Source organism: Christiangramia echinicola DSM 19838 (genome assembly GCF_000423065.1).
GTDB classification, from domain to species: Bacteria; Bacteroidota; Bacteroidia; order Flavobacteriales; family Flavobacteriaceae; genus Christiangramia; species Christiangramia echinicola.
The window spans coordinates 687,276-706,458 of sequence record NZ_AUHG01000010.1 but is presented as its reverse complement, the minus strand read 5'-3'; the positions used below and the strand labels follow the sequence as shown (position 1 = coordinate 706,458).

General features: G+C 37.8%; 19 protein-coding genes. 8 read left to right on the top strand and 11 right to left on the bottom strand.

Annotation, left to right across the window (positions count from 1 at the left end):
* The first annotated feature begins 22 nt into the window (after window positions 1-22).
* The 7 genes from G530_RS0103715 (at window position 23) to G530_RS0103680 (ending at window position 7,133) form a co-directional block, all read left to right on the top strand.
* Window positions 23-961, top strand: coding sequence for a mevalonate kinase family protein (locus G530_RS0103715; protein WP_026933251.1), 939 nt, complete (start codon window positions 23-25; stop codon window positions 959-961).
* 9 nt (window positions 962-970) lie between these two features.
* Window positions 971-1,876 carry a geranylgeranylglycerol-phosphate geranylgeranyltransferase gene (locus G530_RS0103710; protein ID WP_026933250.1) on the top strand — a complete coding sequence of 302 codons (906 nt, stop codon included), beginning with the start codon at window positions 971-973 and terminating at the stop codon, window positions 1,874-1,876.
* A gap of 80 nt (window positions 1,877-1,956) precedes the next feature.
* Window positions 1,957-2,841 (top strand): pseudouridine synthase, encoded by an 885-nt coding sequence (locus tag G530_RS0103705; RefSeq protein ID WP_026933249.1) that lies wholly within the window; start codon window positions 1,957-1,959, stop codon window positions 2,839-2,841.
* Window positions 2,842-3,113: 272 nt separating this feature from the next.
* Window positions 3,114-4,517, top strand: a complete 1,404-nt coding sequence (locus G530_RS0103695) for an arginine decarboxylase (RefSeq protein ID WP_026933247.1) — start codon at window positions 3,114-3,116, stop codon at window positions 4,515-4,517.
* A 46-nt stretch (window positions 4,518-4,563) separates the two neighbouring features.
* Window positions 4,564-5,439, top strand: a complete 876-nt coding sequence (gene speB / locus G530_RS0103690) for an agmatinase (RefSeq protein WP_026933246.1) — start codon at window positions 4,564-4,566, stop codon at window positions 5,437-5,439.
* Window positions 5,432-6,403 (top strand): deoxyhypusine synthase family protein, encoded by a 972-nt coding sequence (locus G530_RS0103685; protein WP_026933245.1) that lies wholly within the window; start codon window positions 5,432-5,434, stop codon window positions 6,401-6,403. The genes speB and G530_RS0103685 overlap by 8 nt, the downstream gene beginning before the upstream one ends.
* Before the next feature lie 82 nt (window positions 6,404-6,485).
* Complete coding sequence (locus G530_RS0103680; RefSeq protein ID WP_026933244.1) at window positions 6,486-7,133, top strand: lipid-A-disaccharide synthase N-terminal domain-containing protein; 648 nt, start codon at window positions 6,486-6,488, stop codon at window positions 7,131-7,133.
* Here G530_RS0103680 and G530_RS0103675 read toward each other — a convergent pair.
* From G530_RS0103675 to G530_RS0103655, 5 genes are read right to left on the bottom strand one after another with little or no spacing between them, the layout of a single operon-like run.
* The gene (locus G530_RS0103675) at window positions 7,130-8,485 is read right to left on the bottom strand and encodes an MptA/MptB family glycosyltransferase (RefSeq protein WP_026933243.1); all 1,356 of its coding nucleotides are present in this window, start codon (window positions 8,483-8,485) and stop codon (window positions 7,130-7,132) included. The genes G530_RS0103680 and G530_RS0103675 overlap by 4 nt on opposite strands.
* 36 nt (window positions 8,486-8,521) lie before the next feature.
* The gene (locus tag G530_RS0103670) at window positions 8,522-9,988 is read right to left on the bottom strand and encodes a cellulose synthase family protein (RefSeq protein ID WP_035715744.1); all 1,467 of its coding nucleotides are present in this window, start codon (window positions 9,986-9,988) and stop codon (window positions 8,522-8,524) included.
* Window positions 9,985-10,689: a glycosyltransferase family 2 protein gene (locus G530_RS0103665; protein WP_026933241.1), complete on the bottom strand. Its 705-nt coding sequence runs from the start codon at window positions 10,687-10,689 to the stop codon at window positions 9,985-9,987. Before G530_RS0103665 ends, G530_RS0103670 begins: the two co-directional genes overlap by 4 nt.
* Before the next feature lie 48 nt (window positions 10,690-10,737).
* Window positions 10,738-12,333 carry a 4Fe-4S binding protein gene (locus tag G530_RS0103660; RefSeq protein ID WP_026933240.1) on the bottom strand — a complete coding sequence of 532 codons (1,596 nt, stop codon included), beginning with the start codon at window positions 12,331-12,333 and terminating at the stop codon, window positions 10,738-10,740.
* A gap of 2 nt (window positions 12,334-12,335) precedes the next feature.
* Window positions 12,336-13,622 (bottom strand): NAD(P)/FAD-dependent oxidoreductase, encoded by a 1,287-nt coding sequence (locus tag G530_RS0103655; RefSeq protein ID WP_026933239.1) that lies wholly within the window; start codon window positions 13,620-13,622, stop codon window positions 12,336-12,338.
* A 134-nt stretch (window positions 13,623-13,756) separates the two neighbouring features.
* On the opposite strand from G530_RS0103655, the gene G530_RS0103650 reads away from it, so the two are divergent.
* A complete protein-coding gene (locus G530_RS0103650; protein WP_240472123.1) occupies window positions 13,757-14,755 on the top strand; it encodes a glycoside hydrolase family 113 in 999 nt (332 codons plus the stop codon).
* On the opposite strand, the gene G530_RS0103645 is transcribed toward G530_RS0103650, so the two are convergent.
* From G530_RS0103645 to G530_RS0103620, 6 genes are read right to left on the bottom strand one after another with little or no spacing between them, the layout of a single operon-like run.
* The gene (locus G530_RS0103645; RefSeq protein ID WP_026933237.1) at window positions 14,745-15,431 is read right to left on the bottom strand and encodes a TIGR04283 family arsenosugar biosynthesis glycosyltransferase; all 687 of its coding nucleotides are present in this window, start codon (window positions 15,429-15,431) and stop codon (window positions 14,745-14,747) included. The genes G530_RS0103650 and G530_RS0103645 overlap by 11 nt on opposite strands.
* A gap of 8 nt (window positions 15,432-15,439) precedes the next feature.
* On the bottom strand, window positions 15,440-16,231 hold the full coding sequence (locus tag G530_RS0103640) for a DUF547 domain-containing protein (protein WP_026933236.1): 792 nt from the start codon (window positions 16,229-16,231) through the stop codon (window positions 15,440-15,442).
* A gap of 57 nt (window positions 16,232-16,288) precedes the next feature.
* The gene (arsM, locus tag G530_RS0103635; protein WP_026933235.1) at window positions 16,289-17,257 is read right to left on the bottom strand and encodes an arsenosugar biosynthesis arsenite methyltransferase ArsM; all 969 of its coding nucleotides are present in this window, start codon (window positions 17,255-17,257) and stop codon (window positions 16,289-16,291) included.
* A gap of 1 nt (window position 17,258) precedes the next feature.
* A complete protein-coding gene (locus G530_RS0103630; protein WP_026933234.1) occupies window positions 17,259-18,071 on the bottom strand; it encodes a purine-nucleoside phosphorylase in 813 nt (270 codons plus the stop codon).
* Window positions 18,068-18,685, bottom strand: coding sequence for a TIGR04282 family arsenosugar biosynthesis glycosyltransferase (locus G530_RS0103625; protein WP_026933233.1), 618 nt, complete (start codon window positions 18,683-18,685; stop codon window positions 18,068-18,070). The genes G530_RS0103630 and G530_RS0103625 overlap by 4 nt, the downstream gene beginning before the upstream one ends.
* Window positions 18,686-19,183, bottom strand: a complete 498-nt coding sequence (locus G530_RS0103620) for a rhodanese-like domain-containing protein (RefSeq protein WP_026933232.1) — start codon at window positions 19,181-19,183, stop codon at window positions 18,686-18,688. It abuts the gene before it with no gap.

Below are 19,183 nucleotides of genomic sequence, written 5' to 3'. Positions count from 1 at the left end.
CCATTGTCAATTTGAAAATACTATGAAAGGACCTCTATTTTATTCGAAAATCCTTCTCTTTGGAGAGTACGGAATCATTAAGGATTCCAAGGGTTTATCTATTCCTTATAACTTCTACAATGGCGCTCTTAAACTGGATGAGGATCTGGGCGAGGTGTCTAAGAAGTCTAATGAAAATCTTAGAAAATTCGCATCATATTTAGAAGCTCTTCAGAAAAATAATCCTGACCTGGTTCAGTTCGATCTTGATGATCTCCGTGAGGACATTACTAAGGGAATGTATTTTGATTCCAGTATCCCGCAAGGTTACGGAGTTGGAAGTAGTGGTGCTTTAGTGGCGGCTATTTACGATAAATACGCAAAAGATAAGATCACTGTTCTAGAAAACTTAACCAGGGATAAACTACTGAAGCTCAAAAAGATCTTTGGCGAAATGGAATCTTTCTTCCATGGAAAATCTTCAGGACTGGATCCATTAAACTCATATTTAAGTATTCCTATCCTTATTAATTCTAAGGAGAATATAGAACCTGCTGGTATTCCTTCTCAAACTGAGAATGGAACCGGAGCAGTTTTTTTACTCGATAGTGGTATCACGGGAGATACAGCGCCTATGGTGAGTATCTTTATGGAAAACATGAAACAGGAACCTTTTAGAAAAATGCTGAAAGATCAGTTCGTAAAACAAACCGATGCCTGCGTTGATGATTTTTTGAAAGGTGATGTGAAATCTTTATTCTCTAACGTGAAGAAACTTTCGCATACCGTTCTGGATAATTTCAAACCAATGATCCCGGCTCAATTCCATAAACTCTGGAAGAAAGGCATCGAAACCAACGATTACTACCTGAAACTTTGTGGTTCTGGTGGCGGTGGTTATATCCTTGGATTTACAGAAGATATAGATAAAGCTCGAAAAGCCCTGAAAGATTATAATTTAGAGGTGGTTTATAACTTCTAAATCAATTTTATGGCGGCTTCAGCTAACAAGCGCTTATTACTGAAGATATTCAGTCTTTTCTCAGTAGTAAGAGGTTATAATATTCTGGTTGTTGTAATTGCCCAGTACCTTACCTCAGCCTTTATATTAGCCCGCACCAAATCCCTCCGGGAAGTTTTTTTTGATCCTAACCTGTTCTTCCTGATCCTTGCATCTTCAAGTGTCATCGCTTCAGGCTATATCATTAATAACTTTTACGACAGCGAAAAAGACCTTATAAACCGACCTAAGAAAACTATGCTGGACAGGATCGTGAGCCAGCGCACTAAATTATCTGTTTATTTTATACTGAATTTCGCATCTATCTTTTTTGCCAGTTACGTAAGCTTTAGGGCAGTAGTTTTCTTTTCAATTTATATATTCGTTATCTGGTTATACTCACACAGGCTTAAGAAGATCCTTTTCCTGGGAAACCTCGTCGCTTCCATTCTTACCATCACTCCGTTCTTCGTAGTCTTCGTGTATTATAAGAATTTTGAAACGGTGATCTTTATTCACGCTACCTTCCTGTATTTAATGATCGTTATGCGAGAATTAGTGAAAGATCTGGAAAACATGCAGGGAGACCTGGTTCAGAATTACCACACTATCCCATTGGTCTATGGTGAAAAATGGAGTAAATTCTTTCTGGCGGTTTGTGCCGTTATAGCCATTATCCCCATTTATCTGCTTATTACAAGATTTGAAACTGGACACATGAATTATTACTTCTATGTCTCCCTCATACTTCTTTTTATATTCATGCTGATGCTTTATTTCAGTAAAGCAAAATGGCAATACCTATTATTGCACAATATCCTGAAACTGATCATTGTGGTAGGTGTTTTTAGTATTCTTCTAATTGACCTTGATGAGGTTCTACAAAGAATTTTCTAGGTAAATCGCTCATTCTAAAACTTTTCTCAAATACTTGGCTTCCTCATTGCGGATAATGTATCTTTGCAAAAAATTTAGCAATGAGCAGGAACGACAGATCTTCAGGCAAAAACAATAGACCATCTGGTAGCAGAGGTAGTAAAACTTCAGGTGGAAAACAAAGCGGAAGACAAGGCGGTGGAACAATGAAAAAGTCACATGCTCGCGGAAATGCGCCAATAAAACCAAAAATGGAGAAAAGTCCATTGTCTAATACCGAAGGAATTCGACTTAATAAATACATCGCCAACTCGGGAGTTTGTTCCCGTCGTGATGCCGATATGTATATAGCTGCCGGTAATGTAACCGTAAACGGTAAATCTATTACCGAAATGGGATACCGCGTAAAGCTGGAGGATGATGTACGTTTTGATGGAAGAAGATTGAATCCGGAAAAACCAGAATATATCCTGTTGAATAAACCAGCTGGATTCTTTGTGACCGGAAATCCTGATAAAGGAGGTAGAACTGTGATGGAATTGATCTCCAAGGTTACTACTTCTAAAGTGAGCCCTGTGGGAAAACTGGATAACCAGGCCAAAGGTTTACTACTTTTTACTAATGACGGTACCCTGGCTAAGAAACTAGCCAAGCCTAAAAATGGTATCAGGCAGATCTACCACGTTACTCTTAACAAGAATTTGAGTAAAGAAGATCTTGAAAATATCTCTAACGGAGTATACCTTGAAGGATCTAAGGTAATTATTACCAATGTTAGCTTTATAGATGACAGGCCTCATAACGAAATAGGAATCGAACTTAAAAGTATCAAGGAACATATTGTAACCCGTATCTTCAAAAGTTTAGGTTACGAAGTAGAAAGCCTGGATAGAGTTGTTTTTGGTGGTCTTACCAAGAAAGATCTTTCTCGCGGAAGATCAAGAAATCTTACTGAGCAAGAGGTGATTAACCTGGGAATGCTCTAATAAAATTTTTATTTTTTCATACTATTTTTTTAATACATTTACCACGTCAAAAAAGCGAGGCGTATCAATCTGTCTCCCTTCGATTTTTATGTAATTGAACAGATTTTCTTTTTTTCAGTCTGAATTAATTTCAGCAATCTATCCAACGGGCCAGCAGAATTTATTCACGGCCCCGGAATCCCCGGAAAACATTCTTAACATTAATTTATTAGTCGATTCTTTTGACCCTATAAATTATTCTCTAATTTTTAGCCTTAAATCTTTTTCAAAAATTGAATACTAAGTACAGCGATCTAATTGACCAAACTTATTACTTCCCACAGGAAGAATTTTCTCTGGAAGGAGCAGAATTAAAATTTCACGATATAGACCTTATGGAATTGGTGAAAAAATATGGGGCTCCGCTCAAATTCACCTATTTACCAAAGATATCTCAGAATATAAATCGAGCCAAGGGCTGGTTTAAATCGGCGATTGATAACCATGATTATAAAGGAACTTATAATTATTGTTATTGTACTAAAAGCTCTCATTTTGAGCATGTACTAAACGAAGCTCTTAAGAATGATATCCATATTGAGACTTCATCTGCCTTCGATATCAATATTGTAGAAAAACTAAAGAAAGCAGGGAAAATTTCTGATGACCGCTGGGTGATCTGTAATGGTTTTAAAAGGGATCAATACATAGAAAACATAAGCCGGTTGTTGAATGGCGGACATAAGAACTGTCTTCCTATCATCGATAATTACGAGGAATTAGACCTTCTTTCAGAAAGAATAAATGACAAATTCCAGGTAGGGATACGTATAGCTTCTGAAGAAGAACCGAAATTTGAATTCTATACCTCCAGGCTGGGGATTGGCTATAAGAATATAGTTCCATTTTACAACAAGCAGATAAAGGAAAACGACCAGGTAGAATTGAAAATGCTTCACTTTTTCATTAATACCGGGATTCGTGACACGGCTTATTACTGGAACGAATTGAATAAATGTTTAAAAGTATATATCGCGCTTAAAAAAGTAGCGCCACACCTGGATAGTCTTAATATTGGCGGAGGTTTCCCTATCAAGAATTCACTGCACTTTGAATATGATTATGCTTACATGGTCGATGAGATCGTTAATCAGATCAAAATGACCTGCGAAGAAGCCGGGGTGGATGTGCCGAATATATTTACTGAATTTGGAAGTTTTACGGTTGGTGAAAGCGGTGGTGCTATCTATGAAGTACTTTACCAAAAACAACAGAATGACCGTGAGAAATGGAATATGATCAATTCATCTTTCATTACAACATTGCCAGACACCTGGGCTATAAGCAAGAAATTTGTGATGCTGGCGGTGAATCGCTGGAATGATGAATACGAAAGAGTATTATTAGGAGGGCTAACTTGCGATAGTGATGATTATTACAACTCTGAACAACATACGAATGCTATATATCTTCCCAAGTTCAAAAAGGAAAAACCTCTTTATATAGGTTTCTTTAATACGGGAGCATACCAGGATACTATTGGTGGATTTGGCGGATTACAACACTGCTTGATCCCGCAGCCAAAACATATCCTGATAGACAGAGACGAAAATGGAGAATTAACCACTCGTTTGTTCAGTGAGCAACAGAATCATGAAGATATGTTGAGTATTCTGGGCTACGACAAAAACAATTAATATCTTATAACTTTAATAATCAACTAACTAATCAATTCAATTAGCCATGAGCAAAAAGAATTATGCCGGGATACCCGAAAAATACGCTCGTATTGACGAAGCGAAAGTGGTATTGATTCCTGTGCCCTATGATGGTACCAGTACCTGGCAAAAAGGCGCTGACAAAGGCCCTGATGCATTTTTAAATGCCTCCGAGAATATGGAGCTTTACGACATTGAGACCCAAACCGAGGTTTACAGAAAAGGTATTTACCTTGCACCTCCGGTTACCGAAGATTCTTCTCCTGAAAAAATGGTCGAAGCGGTTTACAAGACCACCAAGAACTATATTAAACAGGATAAGTTTGTCACTTTATTTGGCGGCGAGCATTCGGTATCTATTGGAAGCATCAGAGCATTTAACGAGTCTTTTGAAGACCTTACTGTAGTGCAGTTAGATGCCCATGCCGATCTTAGACCGGAATATGAAGGCTCTAAATGTAACCACGCATGTGCATTGCATGAAGCTAGCAAAACCACTAACCTTCTACAGGTTGGAATTCGTTCTATGGATATTTCAGAGAAAGACCATATGGATGAAAACCAGGTATATTTTGCTCATGACCTATATGAAGACTGGCAGGAAGATGCTATTGGACAAATGACGCCTAACGTATTTATTACGATAGATCTGGATGCATTTGACCCAAGCATTATGCCTTCTACAGGAACTCCGGAACCAGGAGGATTATTCTGGTATGAAACCCTGGATTTCCTGAAAATGATGTTCAAAAAGAAAAATGTTGTAGGATTCGATATCGTAGAACTTTGCCCGAATAAAGATGAGAAATCTTCAGATTTTCTAGCGGCGAAGCTTTACTATAAGATGTTGAGCTACAAATTCAAATATCAAGATTATAACGAAGAAGACGACGATGAGTAAAGGACAGATATCTCAATTCATTGAGAAGTATTATTTACACTTTAATTCAGCTGCATTAGTAGATGCAGCTAAAGACTACGAAAAACAGCTTCAAGGCGGTTCTAAAATGCTTGTTTCCCTTGCAGGTGCGATGAGTACGGCAGAAATTGGTAAAATTTTCGCTGAAATGATCCGTCAGGATAAAGTTCATATTGTTTCATGTACCGGAGCAAATCTGGAAGAGGACGTGATGAACCTGGTAGCGCATTCACATTACAAAAGAGTTCCCAATTACCGGGATCTTACCGCTCAGGATGAGTGGGATCTCCTGGAAAAGGGCCTTAATCGTGTAACCGACACCTGTATTCCTGAAGAAGAAGCATTCCGTAGAATTCAGGATCATATATTCAAGATCTGGAAAGATGCTGAAGAAGCCGGAGAACGCTATTTCCCACATGAATTCCTTCACAAACTGCTTTTAAGCGGGGTGATGGAAGAGCATTACGAAATAGATCTTAAGGATTCATGGATGTATGCCGCTGCCGAAAAGAACCTACCTATGGTAGTTCCGGGATGGGAAGACAGTACCCTAGGAAACATTTTCGCATCTTACGTTTTAAAAGGCGAATTGAAGGCCAGCACAATGAAGTCTGGGATAGAATACATGACCTTCCTTGCCGACTGGTATACCGATAATTCTCAAAACGGAATCGGGTTTTTCCAGATAGGTGGAGGTATCGCGGGAGATTTCCCAATTTGTGTCGTACCAATGTTATACCAGGATATGGAAAGAACAGATACTCCTTTCTGGAGCTATTTCTGCCAGATATCAGATTCTACAACTAGCTACGGATCATATTCTGGAGCGGTTCCAAATGAAAAGATCACCTGGGGTAAATTGGATATAAATACTCCAAAACATATTATAGAAAGTGATGCAACTATAGTTGCTCCCCTGGTTTTTGCATATTTACTGGATATGTAATTAACAAATAATTACAGGAAATTAAGGCTGTTCAATGTATCATAATGATTAATATTGAACAGCTTTATTATTTATTGAATTTATGCAAGACTGGCCCATTTTCGCAATCGGTTTTTTAGCCCAACTTCTATTTTCGGCTAGATTGATCTCTCAATGGTTCCTATCTGAAAAATCAAAGAAAGTTGAAACTCCGGTTCTATTCTGGAAGCTGAGTTTATTAGCTTCTATCCTTCTTTTTACTTACGGATATTTACGTGAAGACCTCGCCATTATGCTGGGTCAATTTCTAATATACGGTATTTACTGGCGTAATCTCAATTTAATGGGAGAATGGCACAACAGGAATATACTTTTCAAGATCCTTATTATCGTTTTTCCAATTGGAATAACGGCCTATATATGGTTTCTTGGAAGTCTAAGCTGGAGTGATCTATTCAAGACCGAAAATATCTCGGGCTGGCTTATAGGTTTAGGAATACTAGCCCAGATCATTTATACCTCAAGATTCTTTTACCAGTGGTATCATTCTGAAAAAACTCAGGAATCATCATTACCCATGGGATTCTGGATTCTTAGTCTAATTGGTTCTGCCCTATTATTCACTTACGGAATATTCAGACAGGATCCGGTGCTTATAGCAGCACATTTCTTCGGTGCGATCATTTATATGCGAGATATGTACCTATTGAAAAAAACTGATGCTGAAGTAGGTGAAAAGTTTGAAGCTTAACCAATAGCAGTTTTCTTTTTTCTGAATATTCCCAATATTAGAAAATAAAGCACCACCAGATATTCTATCGCGATTAACCAAAAGCTCTCCTGGTACTCAGGATTGGAATAAGCGTAATAACTGAACATGATCACACCTGTCCATATCAACACATATTTAAAATCGGTAAAGACGCTTAGAAGTAACGGGATTGCCAAGTACCATGGATGTACAGTGGTTGAAAGCAGTAAATAAGCTGTCATCGCGAATAACATATTTGTAACTAATTGCTTTGTGTCTCGAAAGTTTCTGAAAAAAGTCAATCCAAGAATAATCAAAATTGTGATAAATGGTAGAACTTTCCCCGCAGTCTCGATGATATTATACCCCTTCACCTCGAAACCAATCCAGCGGACGAGATAGTATATACTTGCATTAAATTCGAATTTCCCAAACCATAAACCTATACTGGCCATAAAATTTGAGAAAACTTCAGCTGAATAAAACGGCAGAAAAGTTAATACCACAGTTAGAAGACAAACAAAGTAGAACAAAAATAATTTCCCGAAGCCGGAAAGCTTTTTGGAATTAGTAAAATACTTAAAAAGCAATGGCAATAACAGCAATGGCAGTAATTTGATGGAAATTGATAAACCAAGAATAATTGCGCTTAAGAACCACTTTCCTTTATGTAATAAATAGAGAGAAAGCACCAGGAAAAACACCATGACCGATTCAAAATGCAGGTTTCCGGTCATTTCAATAATGATAAAAGGATTCAGGATATACAAGAAGATCCTGTGCTCATCCATTCCCATTGACTTTAATAACTTTCTACCAAAAATAAAAGTCCCAATATCTGCCAGGATGATTATCAATCTAAAAACGATCACCGAACCTAAAATACTGGAAGAAGAAATCCATCCTGAAATTGCAAAGATCAGCTGATTTAATGGCGGATAATTTGAAAAATGGCCAGCACTTAAACTTCCCATTCCGTTGATCAATTCTTTAGCTTGAGCAATACTGAAATTTTGGCGCTCGATCAATTCATTCGGAATGTATAGATATGGATTCCAGCCTTCCGCAACAAGTCTCCCATCCCAGATAAATCTGAAATAATCCTGGGAGAGATTAGGTAAGGAAAACAAGAAAACGAGTCGGAATAATACTGCCAGACCTATCAAAAGCTTTAAGTCTGTCTTAAGCATATTTACCAGCTTAAAACTTAGAAAACATAAGGCTGCATAAAGCAATATCAACTTTGGAAAATCTGACCGGTCCAATCCATATCCGAATGAAAAATAGAAAGCGGCAGAGGAAAGTGCCATTAAAATAGGGATCTTGTAAAGCTGCAGAAATCTGACATCCATGGAAGAAAAGTAGGTTTCCAGCTAAAATATAAAAATTTAAGCTCTCAGACTTTTAAAGAATACAAAGCCGAATCCAGTGAATAACATCAAATGAAAAATAAGAAGTCCAAAATCATTTAGCTTAAACGCGCTCCAGATTGCAAAGCCAAAATAAAGGAAGAGCAGGCCTTCAATTATAACATTTTTCGAAAATCTATTGGTTAAATATGTATTTCCCTTCCAGGAATCCTTACCAGAATTGATATTGAACTTCGGCGTTCTGATAAATTCTGACCTTTTACCAAAATGTCCTTCTAAAACCGCCAGAGTATTGTGAACTGAAAATCCCATTGCGATAGAAAAGAATGTGATAAACATTCCTACGAATTTGAAAAAACTCTTGATCCCTTTACCGTGAATTTTAGAATAGGCCACATAATAACAGGCAAAGAAAATAAATGTGCTAATGGCAAATCCTGCCATCACATTGAAATAGCCAGAAAATGTGGGATTGTTATGTTTTATATAAAGAACCGGAACACTCAAAACCGCCAATAAAAGCACGATGAGAAACATACTGGAATTCAATAAATGAAAGAATCCATGGAATTTCGTAGCAATAGAAACCGATCTATCCCTTAATAATTTACCGTAGTTCTTCCTGAAATTCTCTGCCGCTCCTTTATTCCATCTAAATTGCTGACTCCTGGCCGCACTGATCACTACCGGTAATTCCGCCGGAGTTTCTACATTTTCGAGGTATTTAAATTCCCATTTTTTCATCTGGGCACGGTAACTCAGGTCGAGATCTTCAGTCAACGTATCTCCACTCCAGTTCCCGGCATCGAGAATACATTCCTTTCGCCAGATTCCAGCCGTACCATTAAAATTGATAAAGTTCCTACCGAAGTTTCTTCCGGTTTGTTCCAGTATAAAATGAAAATCAAGTGCAAATGCCTGAATTCGGGTTAGCAAAGAATAATCTCTATTCAAATGGCCCCAACGGGTTTGCACCACTCCAATCTTAGGGTTCTTGAAATAAGGCAAGGTCTCCATTAACCAATTCTCGCCCGGAACGAAATCTGAATCAAATACCGCAATGAATTCTCCTTTAGCGATCTTAAGTCCTTCTTTCAGGGCACCTGCTTTAAATCCTGTTCGGTTTTCTCGTTGGATGTGCTGTATATCAAGTCCCGTTTTCTGCAGTTCTTCAATAATTCCAGAGGTCTTTTCAATAGAATGGTCTGTAGAATCATCCAGAACCTGGATCTCCAACTTATCTTTCGGGTAGTTGATCCTGGCGATATTCTTTAGTAGTCTTTCAACTACATAATATTCATTATATAACGGAAGTTGGATAGTAACCTGCGGTAATCCTTCGGTAGAAAAATCGAATTTTTGAACCTCATCAGTGCTCTTAGTAGCCTTTAAATAGTTTATTAGTAAATGAAGCTGGGAAAGGCTGTAGATGAAAATAACGAGTAAGGCAAGGGTGTAGAGTATTATTACCGCGACATCTATCATTTAAAACTATATTTAAAAATCCAACCAAGAATCTTCACGCCCGCAAAGATAGCACCTTTGATCGTTCCAGAAACTTTTGACACGCCTATCCTGTTCTTGTAATGCACAGGAACCTCAGCGTAGCTAAAGTTTTGTCGTAAAGCCTTCAGTTGCATTTCAACCGTCCAGCCATAAGTTTTATCTTCCATCTTGAGCTGAAGCAGTTTTTCATACTTTATCGCTCGAAATGGTCCCAGATCTGTAAACCTGGAATTGAAAAACAGAGTCATTAAGGTTGTAGCCAGTTTATTTCCGAATATCTGCGGAAGGGTCATTGAGCCTTTTTCCCTCCATTTGCTCACCCTGCCGCCAACTACGAAATCTATATTTTCGTGAATTATTGGATTCACGATCTTCGACATTTCTTCAGGATAATCTGAATAATCTCCATCAAGAAAGACAATGATATCGGGTTTGTTCTCTTGCTTTGAAACATAGTCCATGCCTTTTAAACAGGCATAACCATATCCTTTTTGAGATTCTAATAGCACCGTAGCACCGGCGTTTTCGGCATTCAGCTCAGTGTTATCTGTAGAATTATTACTAACCACGATCACCTCATCAACAAATTCCGGAATATCGGCGATCACATGAAAAATGGAATCGGCTTCGTTAAATGCGGGAATAATTACCTTGATAACAGGTGGTACCGGGGTCTGCAAAATTCTTAGTTTAGTAGGAAGTGCAAAAGTACGCTATTTCCTTACAAATTATTTGCTCTTTTGGTTGATCAGGTCTAGAAGATCTATATTATCACCCATTACTGCCTCATCAGAATTTATACGATTATTTTGAGAGCCGTTCTCAAGTTTTAAAACTCCTCTTGGGCAAACTGCGGAACAGATTCCGCATCCCACACAGCTTGATCTAACAATATTCTGACCTTTTTGAGCATAAGCCCTAACATCTATTCCCATCTCGCAATAAGTAGAACAGTTTCCGCAGGAAATACACTGACCGCCATTAGTTGTAATTCTGAATTTTGAAAAAAGTCGTTGCTGCATTCCTAAGATCGCTGCCATAGGACAACCAAATCTACACCAAACCCGATTTCCGAAAATTGGATAGAATCCTGTACCAATAACCCCACTAAAAATAGCTCCAATTAGAAAACCATAGGCCTGTCTTAAGGTTTCAGCATTAAACAGAAATAAATTCTGCCCGCTCATATAATGAAAACCTATTAATGAAAGTACAATCGCTAAATATCCTATAGCACCGTAGCGTGCATCCTTTTCCAGCTCCTCTCTTTTAAAATACCAGATTGCGGCAAAAAGCAAGGTGAGAAAAACACCCACACCAATAAGGAATGTATCTCTGGTTAACCAGTATTTTGAAGCATCATCACCCAGATAAGAATATATAACCGCCGTAGTCATAACCACCACAAATACAACCACACTATGCACCACCCATCTTTCTACCTTCCAGGCAAAAAGACTTTTATCTGATAGATGTCTGTAGGGATCTCCGGCAGTTTCTGCCAGGCCACCGCAACCACAAACCCAGCTGCAATACCAGCGTTTTCCATACTTATAAGTCAGAATAGGAGTGATGATAAATATCGATGCAATTCCAAAAAGTAATAAAGCCAGTCCTATGTTTCCTGCAGAGATAAAATCATCTACCCGATATTGTTCAAAATTGTAATAATTAAGCGGCCAGATATTTTTAAGATCATAGTAAGGTAAACTAAAACCTTTACCATTGAGCCTCGCCATAAATTCAGGAATTAGAAAAGCGAAAGCAGTTTGAAAGAATATTACCGAAACCGTCCTTAATTTTTCGTAGCGATTATGGCGATATTTCCACATGAACTTTATCCCGAATGCAGCAATGGCAATAGTATAAAGTGTTCCGTATACGAACCACTGGCTCGCGGGATTACCACTAAGCAATTTACTAAAAGGATCAAATAGCGCTATTAATCCAACATTATCCCCTTCAGCTCGAAGGCCTATATATTCCGGATAGAAATAAAGTATAACGTAAAATCCGGTGAGTGAAATCCCGGCAAGCCATGCCAGGTAACCCCTGCTCGACATTAATTTAAACCAGACTCCGTCGTTCTTAATTCCGGGATGTTTCCCCGTATAAGCCGCCTTCGCAAACCACACAATTCCGGCAAAAATGGAAAGGAGAGAAATACTTAGCCATAGAATTTTATTCGGAAAATTGATATTTAGCGCTGCAAGTAAGAGAATGAAAAGTCCAGACATTCCCAGGAGCGTTGCCAACTTCTGCTGAACATTGATAGATGCAGGAGCATCTCCGGTTAGTGACATATTATGTTCTATTCTGCTCATAACTATACTTGCTGTAGGTTATTTTTAAAACTTTTAAAGATCTCTTTTTCGTGGCTTTTATAAAATTCAGGATCGAAATTGGCTAATTTCAGATTAGCCAGAATATGATCTATTTTCCGGTTCTCATTCAACCAAAGATCAAAGATCTCCTGCCTCATTCTAATTCCGAATGTATTAATGCCTAGAAACTCATTGGTTTCAGAATTAAAAGAGATTGTGATCGCTTTATCCTCTGTCTTGTGTTTCCAGTGAAAATGTTGCTCATTAGCCTTTGGCTTAGGCCAGACCCACCCATAGGTTTGATATTCTATATCAAAGAATTTGGCTGAATTAAACCAGTTTCCTGGTTCATAAGCAGTTTTGTTTCCAGTTAAGGTCTGAGCAATGGTTTCACCCATGATCCTCCCTGTATACCAAACCGCTTCGACTGGTTTTCTTAATCCGATCGGGTTTCTCTGCTGGGCACAATCTCCCATCGCGTAAACATCAGGGATATTCGTTTCCAGGTACTCATTCACGAGTATACCTCTTTCGGTTTCCAATTCTGAATCTTTCAGAAAATCTATATTCGGCCTTACTCCGGCGCAAAGTCCCACCAACTGGCAATCTATTTGTTCGCCATCTTTGGTAAGCACGGCCTTCACTCTTCCATTATCATCTGAGAGGATCTTATCTAATTCAGCATTATGCCTGAGATCAACCCCATGTGAGGCAATATGTTCAGAGATCATTTTCGCTTCAGGGAACGGTAAAACATTGTTCCAGAAAGCCTGTTCGCGCACCAGGAAAGTCACCTCGATTTTTCTTGTTCTTAGCATTTCTGCAAGCTCTACTCCTATCAAGCCACCACCAATAATGACAGCTTTTTTAGTGTAAGGAGTATTTTCTTCAAGTTCAATGAGATCTTGTTTGGAAACCAACCCCTGAACTCCTTTTAATTCTTCGCCTTCCCAACCAAATTTATTATATACAGAACCGGTTGCTATAACCAGTTTGTCATATTCCAAAGGTTCTCCTGAAGAGAAACGCAATTTTTTCTTATTAAAATCAATAGCTTCAACCCAAGCTTTTTTAAGATCGATTCTATTCTTTTCCCAGAACCAATCTTCATATGGTTCTAAATGATTCCACTTCATATGCCCCATGTAAACATACATCAAAGCGGTACGGGAAAAGAAATAATCAGATTCACCGGAGATAACAGTGATCTTATGGTCAGAATTTTTGCGGATATGCCTGGCGGCAGTGATCCCTGAAATTCCATTCCCAATAATTACAATATGCTCCATTAATTTTTTATAATTTGGCTGAAAGCCAGATGGCAGTTTAGTAAAGTACGCTGAAAATAGCCAGAATCCCAAGTACGTTAAGGATTATATACCATAAATAAATGCTCTATAAATCTTCCATTCTGAAACTCACGATGATCGTAATTCCGATCGTTGTCATACTATGGTCGTGCCAGGCAGAAATACCTATCAGAAAACTTAACGGAATTAGTTTAGTAGCTTCTAGAGACAGTCTAAGAAAGGAACATTTAGAACCGATCATTAAACTAAATGCAAATTCTATAGCGCTAATGCCTTATGCTTTTATAAGAGATAATGAAAATCCTGAGCTCATCTATAATATTGAAAGACAATGGTTCGGGGAACGGGTCAAAGGTATAGAGCATAGCATTCAACTACTGAAGGAGAAAGACCTTCAGATCATGATGAAACCGCATATCTGGCTGCGTAATGGCGATTTTACAGGTGATCTTGAATTCAAGAGAGAAGCTGACTGGAAAAAATTTGAGGATTCATACCGGCAGTATATTCTACTCTATGTGAAAATCGCCGAAAAATATAACCTGGATCTTTTCTGCATCGGGACAGAATTATACAATTTCGTAAAACTAAGGCCAGATTTCTGGAATGATCTAATTGCTGAAATTCGAAAGAAATATAATGGCAAGTTGGTATATGCTGAAAATTGGGATAAAGTAGACCAGACAGAGATCTGGCAGAAACTGGATTATATTGGTGCAGATGCCTATTTCCCTTTACATGATTCAGCTTCCCCAACTAAAGAGGAGATTAATAAGGGATGGATAGATCACAAAGCAATGCTGAAGGAGTTATCTAATAAATACCAGAAGCCAGTACTTTTTACAGAGTATGGCTATAGAAGTAAGGATCATGCATTAAAAGAGCCATGGAATTCAGGCAGGGAAATTTCTAATATTAATCATAATCTACAGGCGAAGGCACTGGAAAGTATCTATGAAGAATTCTGGACCGAGAATTGGTTTGGAGGAGGATTTCTATGGAAATGGCATCAGCCTATAGATTCCGGTGGACTTAAAAATGACCGATTTACTCCTCAAAATAAACCTGCAGAAAATACGGTTAGAGAATATTATAGAAAATTCAGGAATTAACTCTTTTGTAGTAGTGGTTGTAGAGTTCTTTAGCAGATGCTCCTCTTCTTTTTTTCCAATATATCTCCAGAAAAAGGCGCTGCGTATTCCAAACCCCCATTTTATCGTAGAGGCGGGCTGAAGTTGTGATCCAACTTTTAATAACTATAAAATTACCAGTATCATAAAGCCGTTTGATAAACTCATTATCTTCATAAACCCTGTAGTTTTCATCAAAACCTTTCAATTCATTAAAAAGTTCCCTGTTTACAAATAGGGACTGATCTCCTCCGCGACAGGAAATATGGTTAACCTTAGTAAAATACCCCATTAAATTAAGCCACCAGTGATCCTTATCAAATTTCATTTGAAAACATCCTGCTTTATTTCCATTTTGGACCTCTTCAACAATAAGTGAATCAAAATTTTCAGGAGGTATACTATCGGCATGCAGGAAATATAAGATCTCAGAACTGGCAATCTTGGCGCCGGTATTCATTTGTACCGCCCGACCTTTTTCCGAAGAGATATATAATACTTTTGGATGATCTTTAGCGATTACGGCAGTATTATCTGTACTCCCTCCATCCACAACAATTAATTCTGAGATTTTCCCGGAAGACGAAGCTTCCAGATGCATTAAAAGCTTTGGAAGCTGATCTTCTTCATTATATACCGGAATGATTATACTTATCATTGGTATCTTTATTTTGCTTCATTCAAGTTCCAATCATATTCTTTATAAGAAACAGAAGCTCCGGAATTAATTCTGGTTTCAGAATACTGGTTTACATAATCGATTAGCGTTCCATTCTCTTTGAAATCTTTTTTATACCAATCGAAGATCGAAGATAGCTTAACTGAATTTTCAGTGATCTCGTTCTTATCTGAATTGACAAATTCTCTGGTCACTCTTTCCAATTGTTCTTCAACTTTATCAGCCGTATACGCTTCATTCAATAATTTAGGACAAGAAATAGACGCGCAGTTGATCGCGAAATGAATTCTGGGCTCATTCATTTTTCTAAGTACACTATTTTCAATTCCACCTAGTGAGATTTCAGTATCTCCAACCTTTACGAACTCCTTCGTCCACGGACTATCGATATCCTTGATACTTTTAGTTGGATAATTATTCAAAATGAGATCAACTGTATAGGCGTTATAAAGGTTGATATAGTATGCTAACAATTCGTTATTACTCCATTGTTCCGTAGGTTCCTGAGAAGAAAGCATCTTTAAATATTCATCGAGTTTCGCACGATCATTTTTAAAACCTTTATAATCTACCATTCCGCTTTTCCTCACATGCTTTTTCAGCAAATTATCCCAGGTACCGTGATCCAGAATCTGTTCAGCATTTGCTGAACTTCCTTCAGAAACATCTGGAGTTGGCAAACCTTTACTATTAAGGCCTGCGCTGGAAATTAGATTACAGGAAGCGAACATACATACTCCTGATATTAATATGATAAAACTTAAAATCAACTTTTTCATAATCTCTCTTTTTGAATTCTACATCTTAAGATCGCGCTAAGACCGACACAACTAATATTAGCAACAACCCCCACCATCGTAATGGTAAGTTGACTCACTTATATAAATATCATCTCTACCCAGATCGGCCAGAGCTCCGGCGGTTTTATCACAGACCGCAATGGGCTGATTCTTTAATAAAATATGCCCCTTCCCATCATCAAAATGATCCAGATCTCCATAATAAATGGCAGCTTTCCCGGTAAAGATGCACGGTCCGTCTTCTGGCATTGGATCTTTTATCGCTGCAACCTCGATAGATTCTATATAAATAAGCTCATCTGTTGGGTAGTTCTTAGGATCAAGAATCCTATATGGTTTTCTAGCCCTTATTTCAATCGTTCCGAAACCAACATCTGTCAAAGCTTTTACGTAATCTTTAATTGTCAGACTTCCGCTTAGACATAATGCACGTAAACGCTCATCATTTCTCAGCTCATCGTTCATTTCCTGTTCGCAGGTTGGATCACTCATTACCAGACGGCCATGAGGTTTCAAAACACGATACATTTCCTTTAAAGCTTTTGTAAGCTCTTCTGTCTTGAAAATATTGAAGAGACAGTTTTGAGCTGCTACATCTATAGAATTATCTTCAACTGGAAGATCTGTGGCATCTCCTCTTTTAAGATCAACAAATTCAGATTTAAACCAGGGATTCATTTCTTCAGCAACCTTAAAATTCTTTCGGGATGCTTCCAACATTTCATCCACTACATCTACCCCTACAACTCCAGATTTTTGCCTTGAGAAATAAGCGAATTGCAATAATTCCATTCCACCTCCAACACCTACATAAAGTGTCCTGGGATTATTTGTAAGATCACGGGCATGAACGGTGCTTCCGCAACCATAATTCATTTCCTGCATGATCTTAGGGATCTTAAGACCCGGTAATTCCCAAATTGGGTTCGTAGTACAACACAGTCCAACATCTGGTGTTAGCGCTGCATCTCTGTAAACATCTTTTGTAGTTTCTAAATAACTCATCTTATATTTTCTGAAGTAATTCTTTAAATAATTTCACCATGTTAGGTTCTGCCTTTGCAGCATTAGCCAGGATGTCCTGAATATCGACTTTTTCAAGATTTTCAGGATCTCCCTGATCTGTAATTACTGAAATAGCCGCAGTAGGAATACCTAGATGATTAGCCACAATAACTTCCGGAACTGTACTCATTCCCACAGCATCTGCACCAATGATCTTTAAATAACGGTATTCTGCCCTGGTCTCGAGTTGAGGCCCCAGTACAGAAGCATACACTCCCTTATGCAGGGTAATATTAAATTTTTTAGCAGCCTCTTCGAAAATTGAATTCATTTTGGAGTCATATGGCTCACTCATATCAACAAATCGCTCGCCTAGTTGATCTACTCCATGGAAAGCCAAAGGTGATCCCCCCTGGAGATTTATATGATCATCAATAAGCATTAATTCTGCTTTCTTAAAATTAAGATTGATCGCTCCAGATGCATTTGAAACTAGAAGTTTCTTCATACCAAGGCGTTTCATAACCCTTACCGGAAAAGTCACATCAAACAAGCTATAGCCTTCATACAAATGGAATCTACCCTGCATGATAACCACTTTCTTACCCTGTAAGGTTCCATAGATAAGTTTACCTTTATGAAATTCTACAGTCGCTGTAGGGAAATACGGGATATGATTATAACTCGCTTCCTTTTCAATCTCAACCTCATCTAGTAATTTACCTAAACCGGTACCAAGAATGATCCCCACCTCTGGTTCACCAAAACCTTTAGATTGAAGATATTCTACAGCTTCATTAATTCTTTCAGTCATATTTTTATAAATTTCTGAAATGCAGGGTGATCTTTTATATCATCGAGCAGATCTACATCGTTTTTAGTTTCTAATAATTTCACGTCTTCACCTTTCAGATCGTTCAGAGTATCTTTACGAACACTGGAAGTTCCCCAATCTTTATTAACAAAGACATTCGAATTAAGGCTTTTCATTCCAAATAAATAATAACCCCCATCTAAAGCAGGGCCAATCACATATTCATGCTTTTCTAATTCTGAAAATGCCAGTTCTATATCTGAAGTTTCGATATCGTACATATCACTACCTATAATTATGATCTTTTGATATCCTTCTTTAAAACCATCCTGAAATGCATTAAACATTCTTTGTCCAAGATCTTCTCCTAATTGCTTCCTTTTTTGATAGATATCTGAACTCCAAATATCTTTTTCTTTAACAGAATCTGAATAATACACGATCTTTTCAGCATTTACACCTGAAGTAAATTCTACTGAATGGTCCAGCAAAAATTTATATATCCTGAGAGCTCTGTCGTCGCCCAGGTCTTTCGCTAACCTGGTTTTAACTCTTCCCGCGACTGGATTTTTAGTGAAGATGAGTAATAATCTATCTTTATATTCTTTATTCACTTAATATATTTTTTTGCCTTTTTTCAGCCATTTAGACCAGCTTTTTGAAAATGCATGCACTTTGTTTGTAGCCTCGCCTTTCTCATCAACTAAAGGATAATCTTTATTTTTCCATTCGAAAATTCCGCCATACAGATTTTCAACATTTTCAAAACCTGATTTCTCCAATTTTATTCCAATATTCTCAGACCTTATTCCTATAGAACAATAGACTACGATCTTCTTCTCCCTCGAAAAACTATCTAATATTGAAATATCAAAATCATTGAACCCCACTTCTAGCGCTCCTTCAATATGACTAACCTTGAATTCCTCGGGTTCCCGAGCATCTAATATCAACACTTCATTATTGAGTTGATCCATTCTTAGTTCTTCCACTGAGGTATAGGAAATCTTTCCCGAATTGTATTTTTTCAGAAGACTTTCCAGCGAATCCTGAGCATTCATCCCATTTAAAATGAATACTGAAAATAGGATTATTAGATATCGGGCTTTCAT

Coding starts and splice junctions, on each gene's coding strand:
- G530_RS0103645 (WP_026933237.1), bottom strand. CDS start 15,431: ATGATAAGTATAATCATTCCGGTATATAATGAAGAAGATCAGCTTCCA.
- G530_RS0103660 (WP_026933240.1), bottom strand. CDS start 12,333: ATGAGCAGAATAGAACATAATATGTCACTAACCGGAGATGCTCCTGCA.
- G530_RS0103650 (WP_240472123.1), top strand. CDS start 13,757: ATGATCGTAATTCCGATCGTTGTCATACTATGGTCGTGCCAGGCAGAA.
- G530_RS0103680 (WP_026933244.1), top strand. CDS start 6,486: ATGCAAGACTGGCCCATTTTCGCAATCGGTTTTTTAGCCCAACTTCTA.
- arsM (WP_026933235.1), bottom strand. CDS start 17,257: ATGAGTTATTTAGAAACTACAAAAGATGTTTACAGAGATGCAGCGCTA.
- G530_RS0103640 (WP_026933236.1), bottom strand. CDS start 16,231: ATGAAAAAGTTGATTTTAAGTTTTATCATATTAATATCAGGAGTATGT.
- speB (WP_026933246.1), top strand. CDS start 4,564: ATGAGCAAAAAGAATTATGCCGGGATACCCGAAAAATACGCTCGTATT.
- G530_RS0103675 (WP_026933243.1), bottom strand. CDS start 8,485: ATGGATGTCAGATTTCTGCAGCTTTACAAGATCCCTATTTTAATGGCA.
- G530_RS0103630 (WP_026933234.1), bottom strand. CDS start 18,071: ATGACTGAAAGAATTAATGAAGCTGTAGAATATCTTCAATCTAAAGGT.
- G530_RS0103705 (WP_026933249.1), top strand. CDS start 1,957: ATGAGCAGGAACGACAGATCTTCAGGCAAAAACAATAGACCATCTGGT.
- G530_RS0103620 (WP_026933232.1), bottom strand. CDS start 19,183: ATGAAAGCCCGATATCTAATAATCCTATTTTCAGTATTCATTTTAAAT.
- G530_RS0103670 (WP_035715744.1), bottom strand. CDS start 9,988: ATGATAGATGTCGCGGTAATAATACTCTACACCCTTGCCTTACTCGTT.
- G530_RS0103715 (WP_026933251.1), top strand. CDS start 23: ATGAAAGGACCTCTATTTTATTCGAAAATCCTTCTCTTTGGAGAGTAC.
- G530_RS0103685 (WP_026933245.1), top strand. CDS start 5,432: ATGAGTAAAGGACAGATATCTCAATTCATTGAGAAGTATTATTTACAC.
- G530_RS0103655 (WP_026933239.1), bottom strand. CDS start 13,622: ATGGAGCATATTGTAATTATTGGGAATGGAATTTCAGGGATCACTGCC.
- G530_RS0103710 (WP_026933250.1), top strand. CDS start 971: ATGGCGGCTTCAGCTAACAAGCGCTTATTACTGAAGATATTCAGTCTT.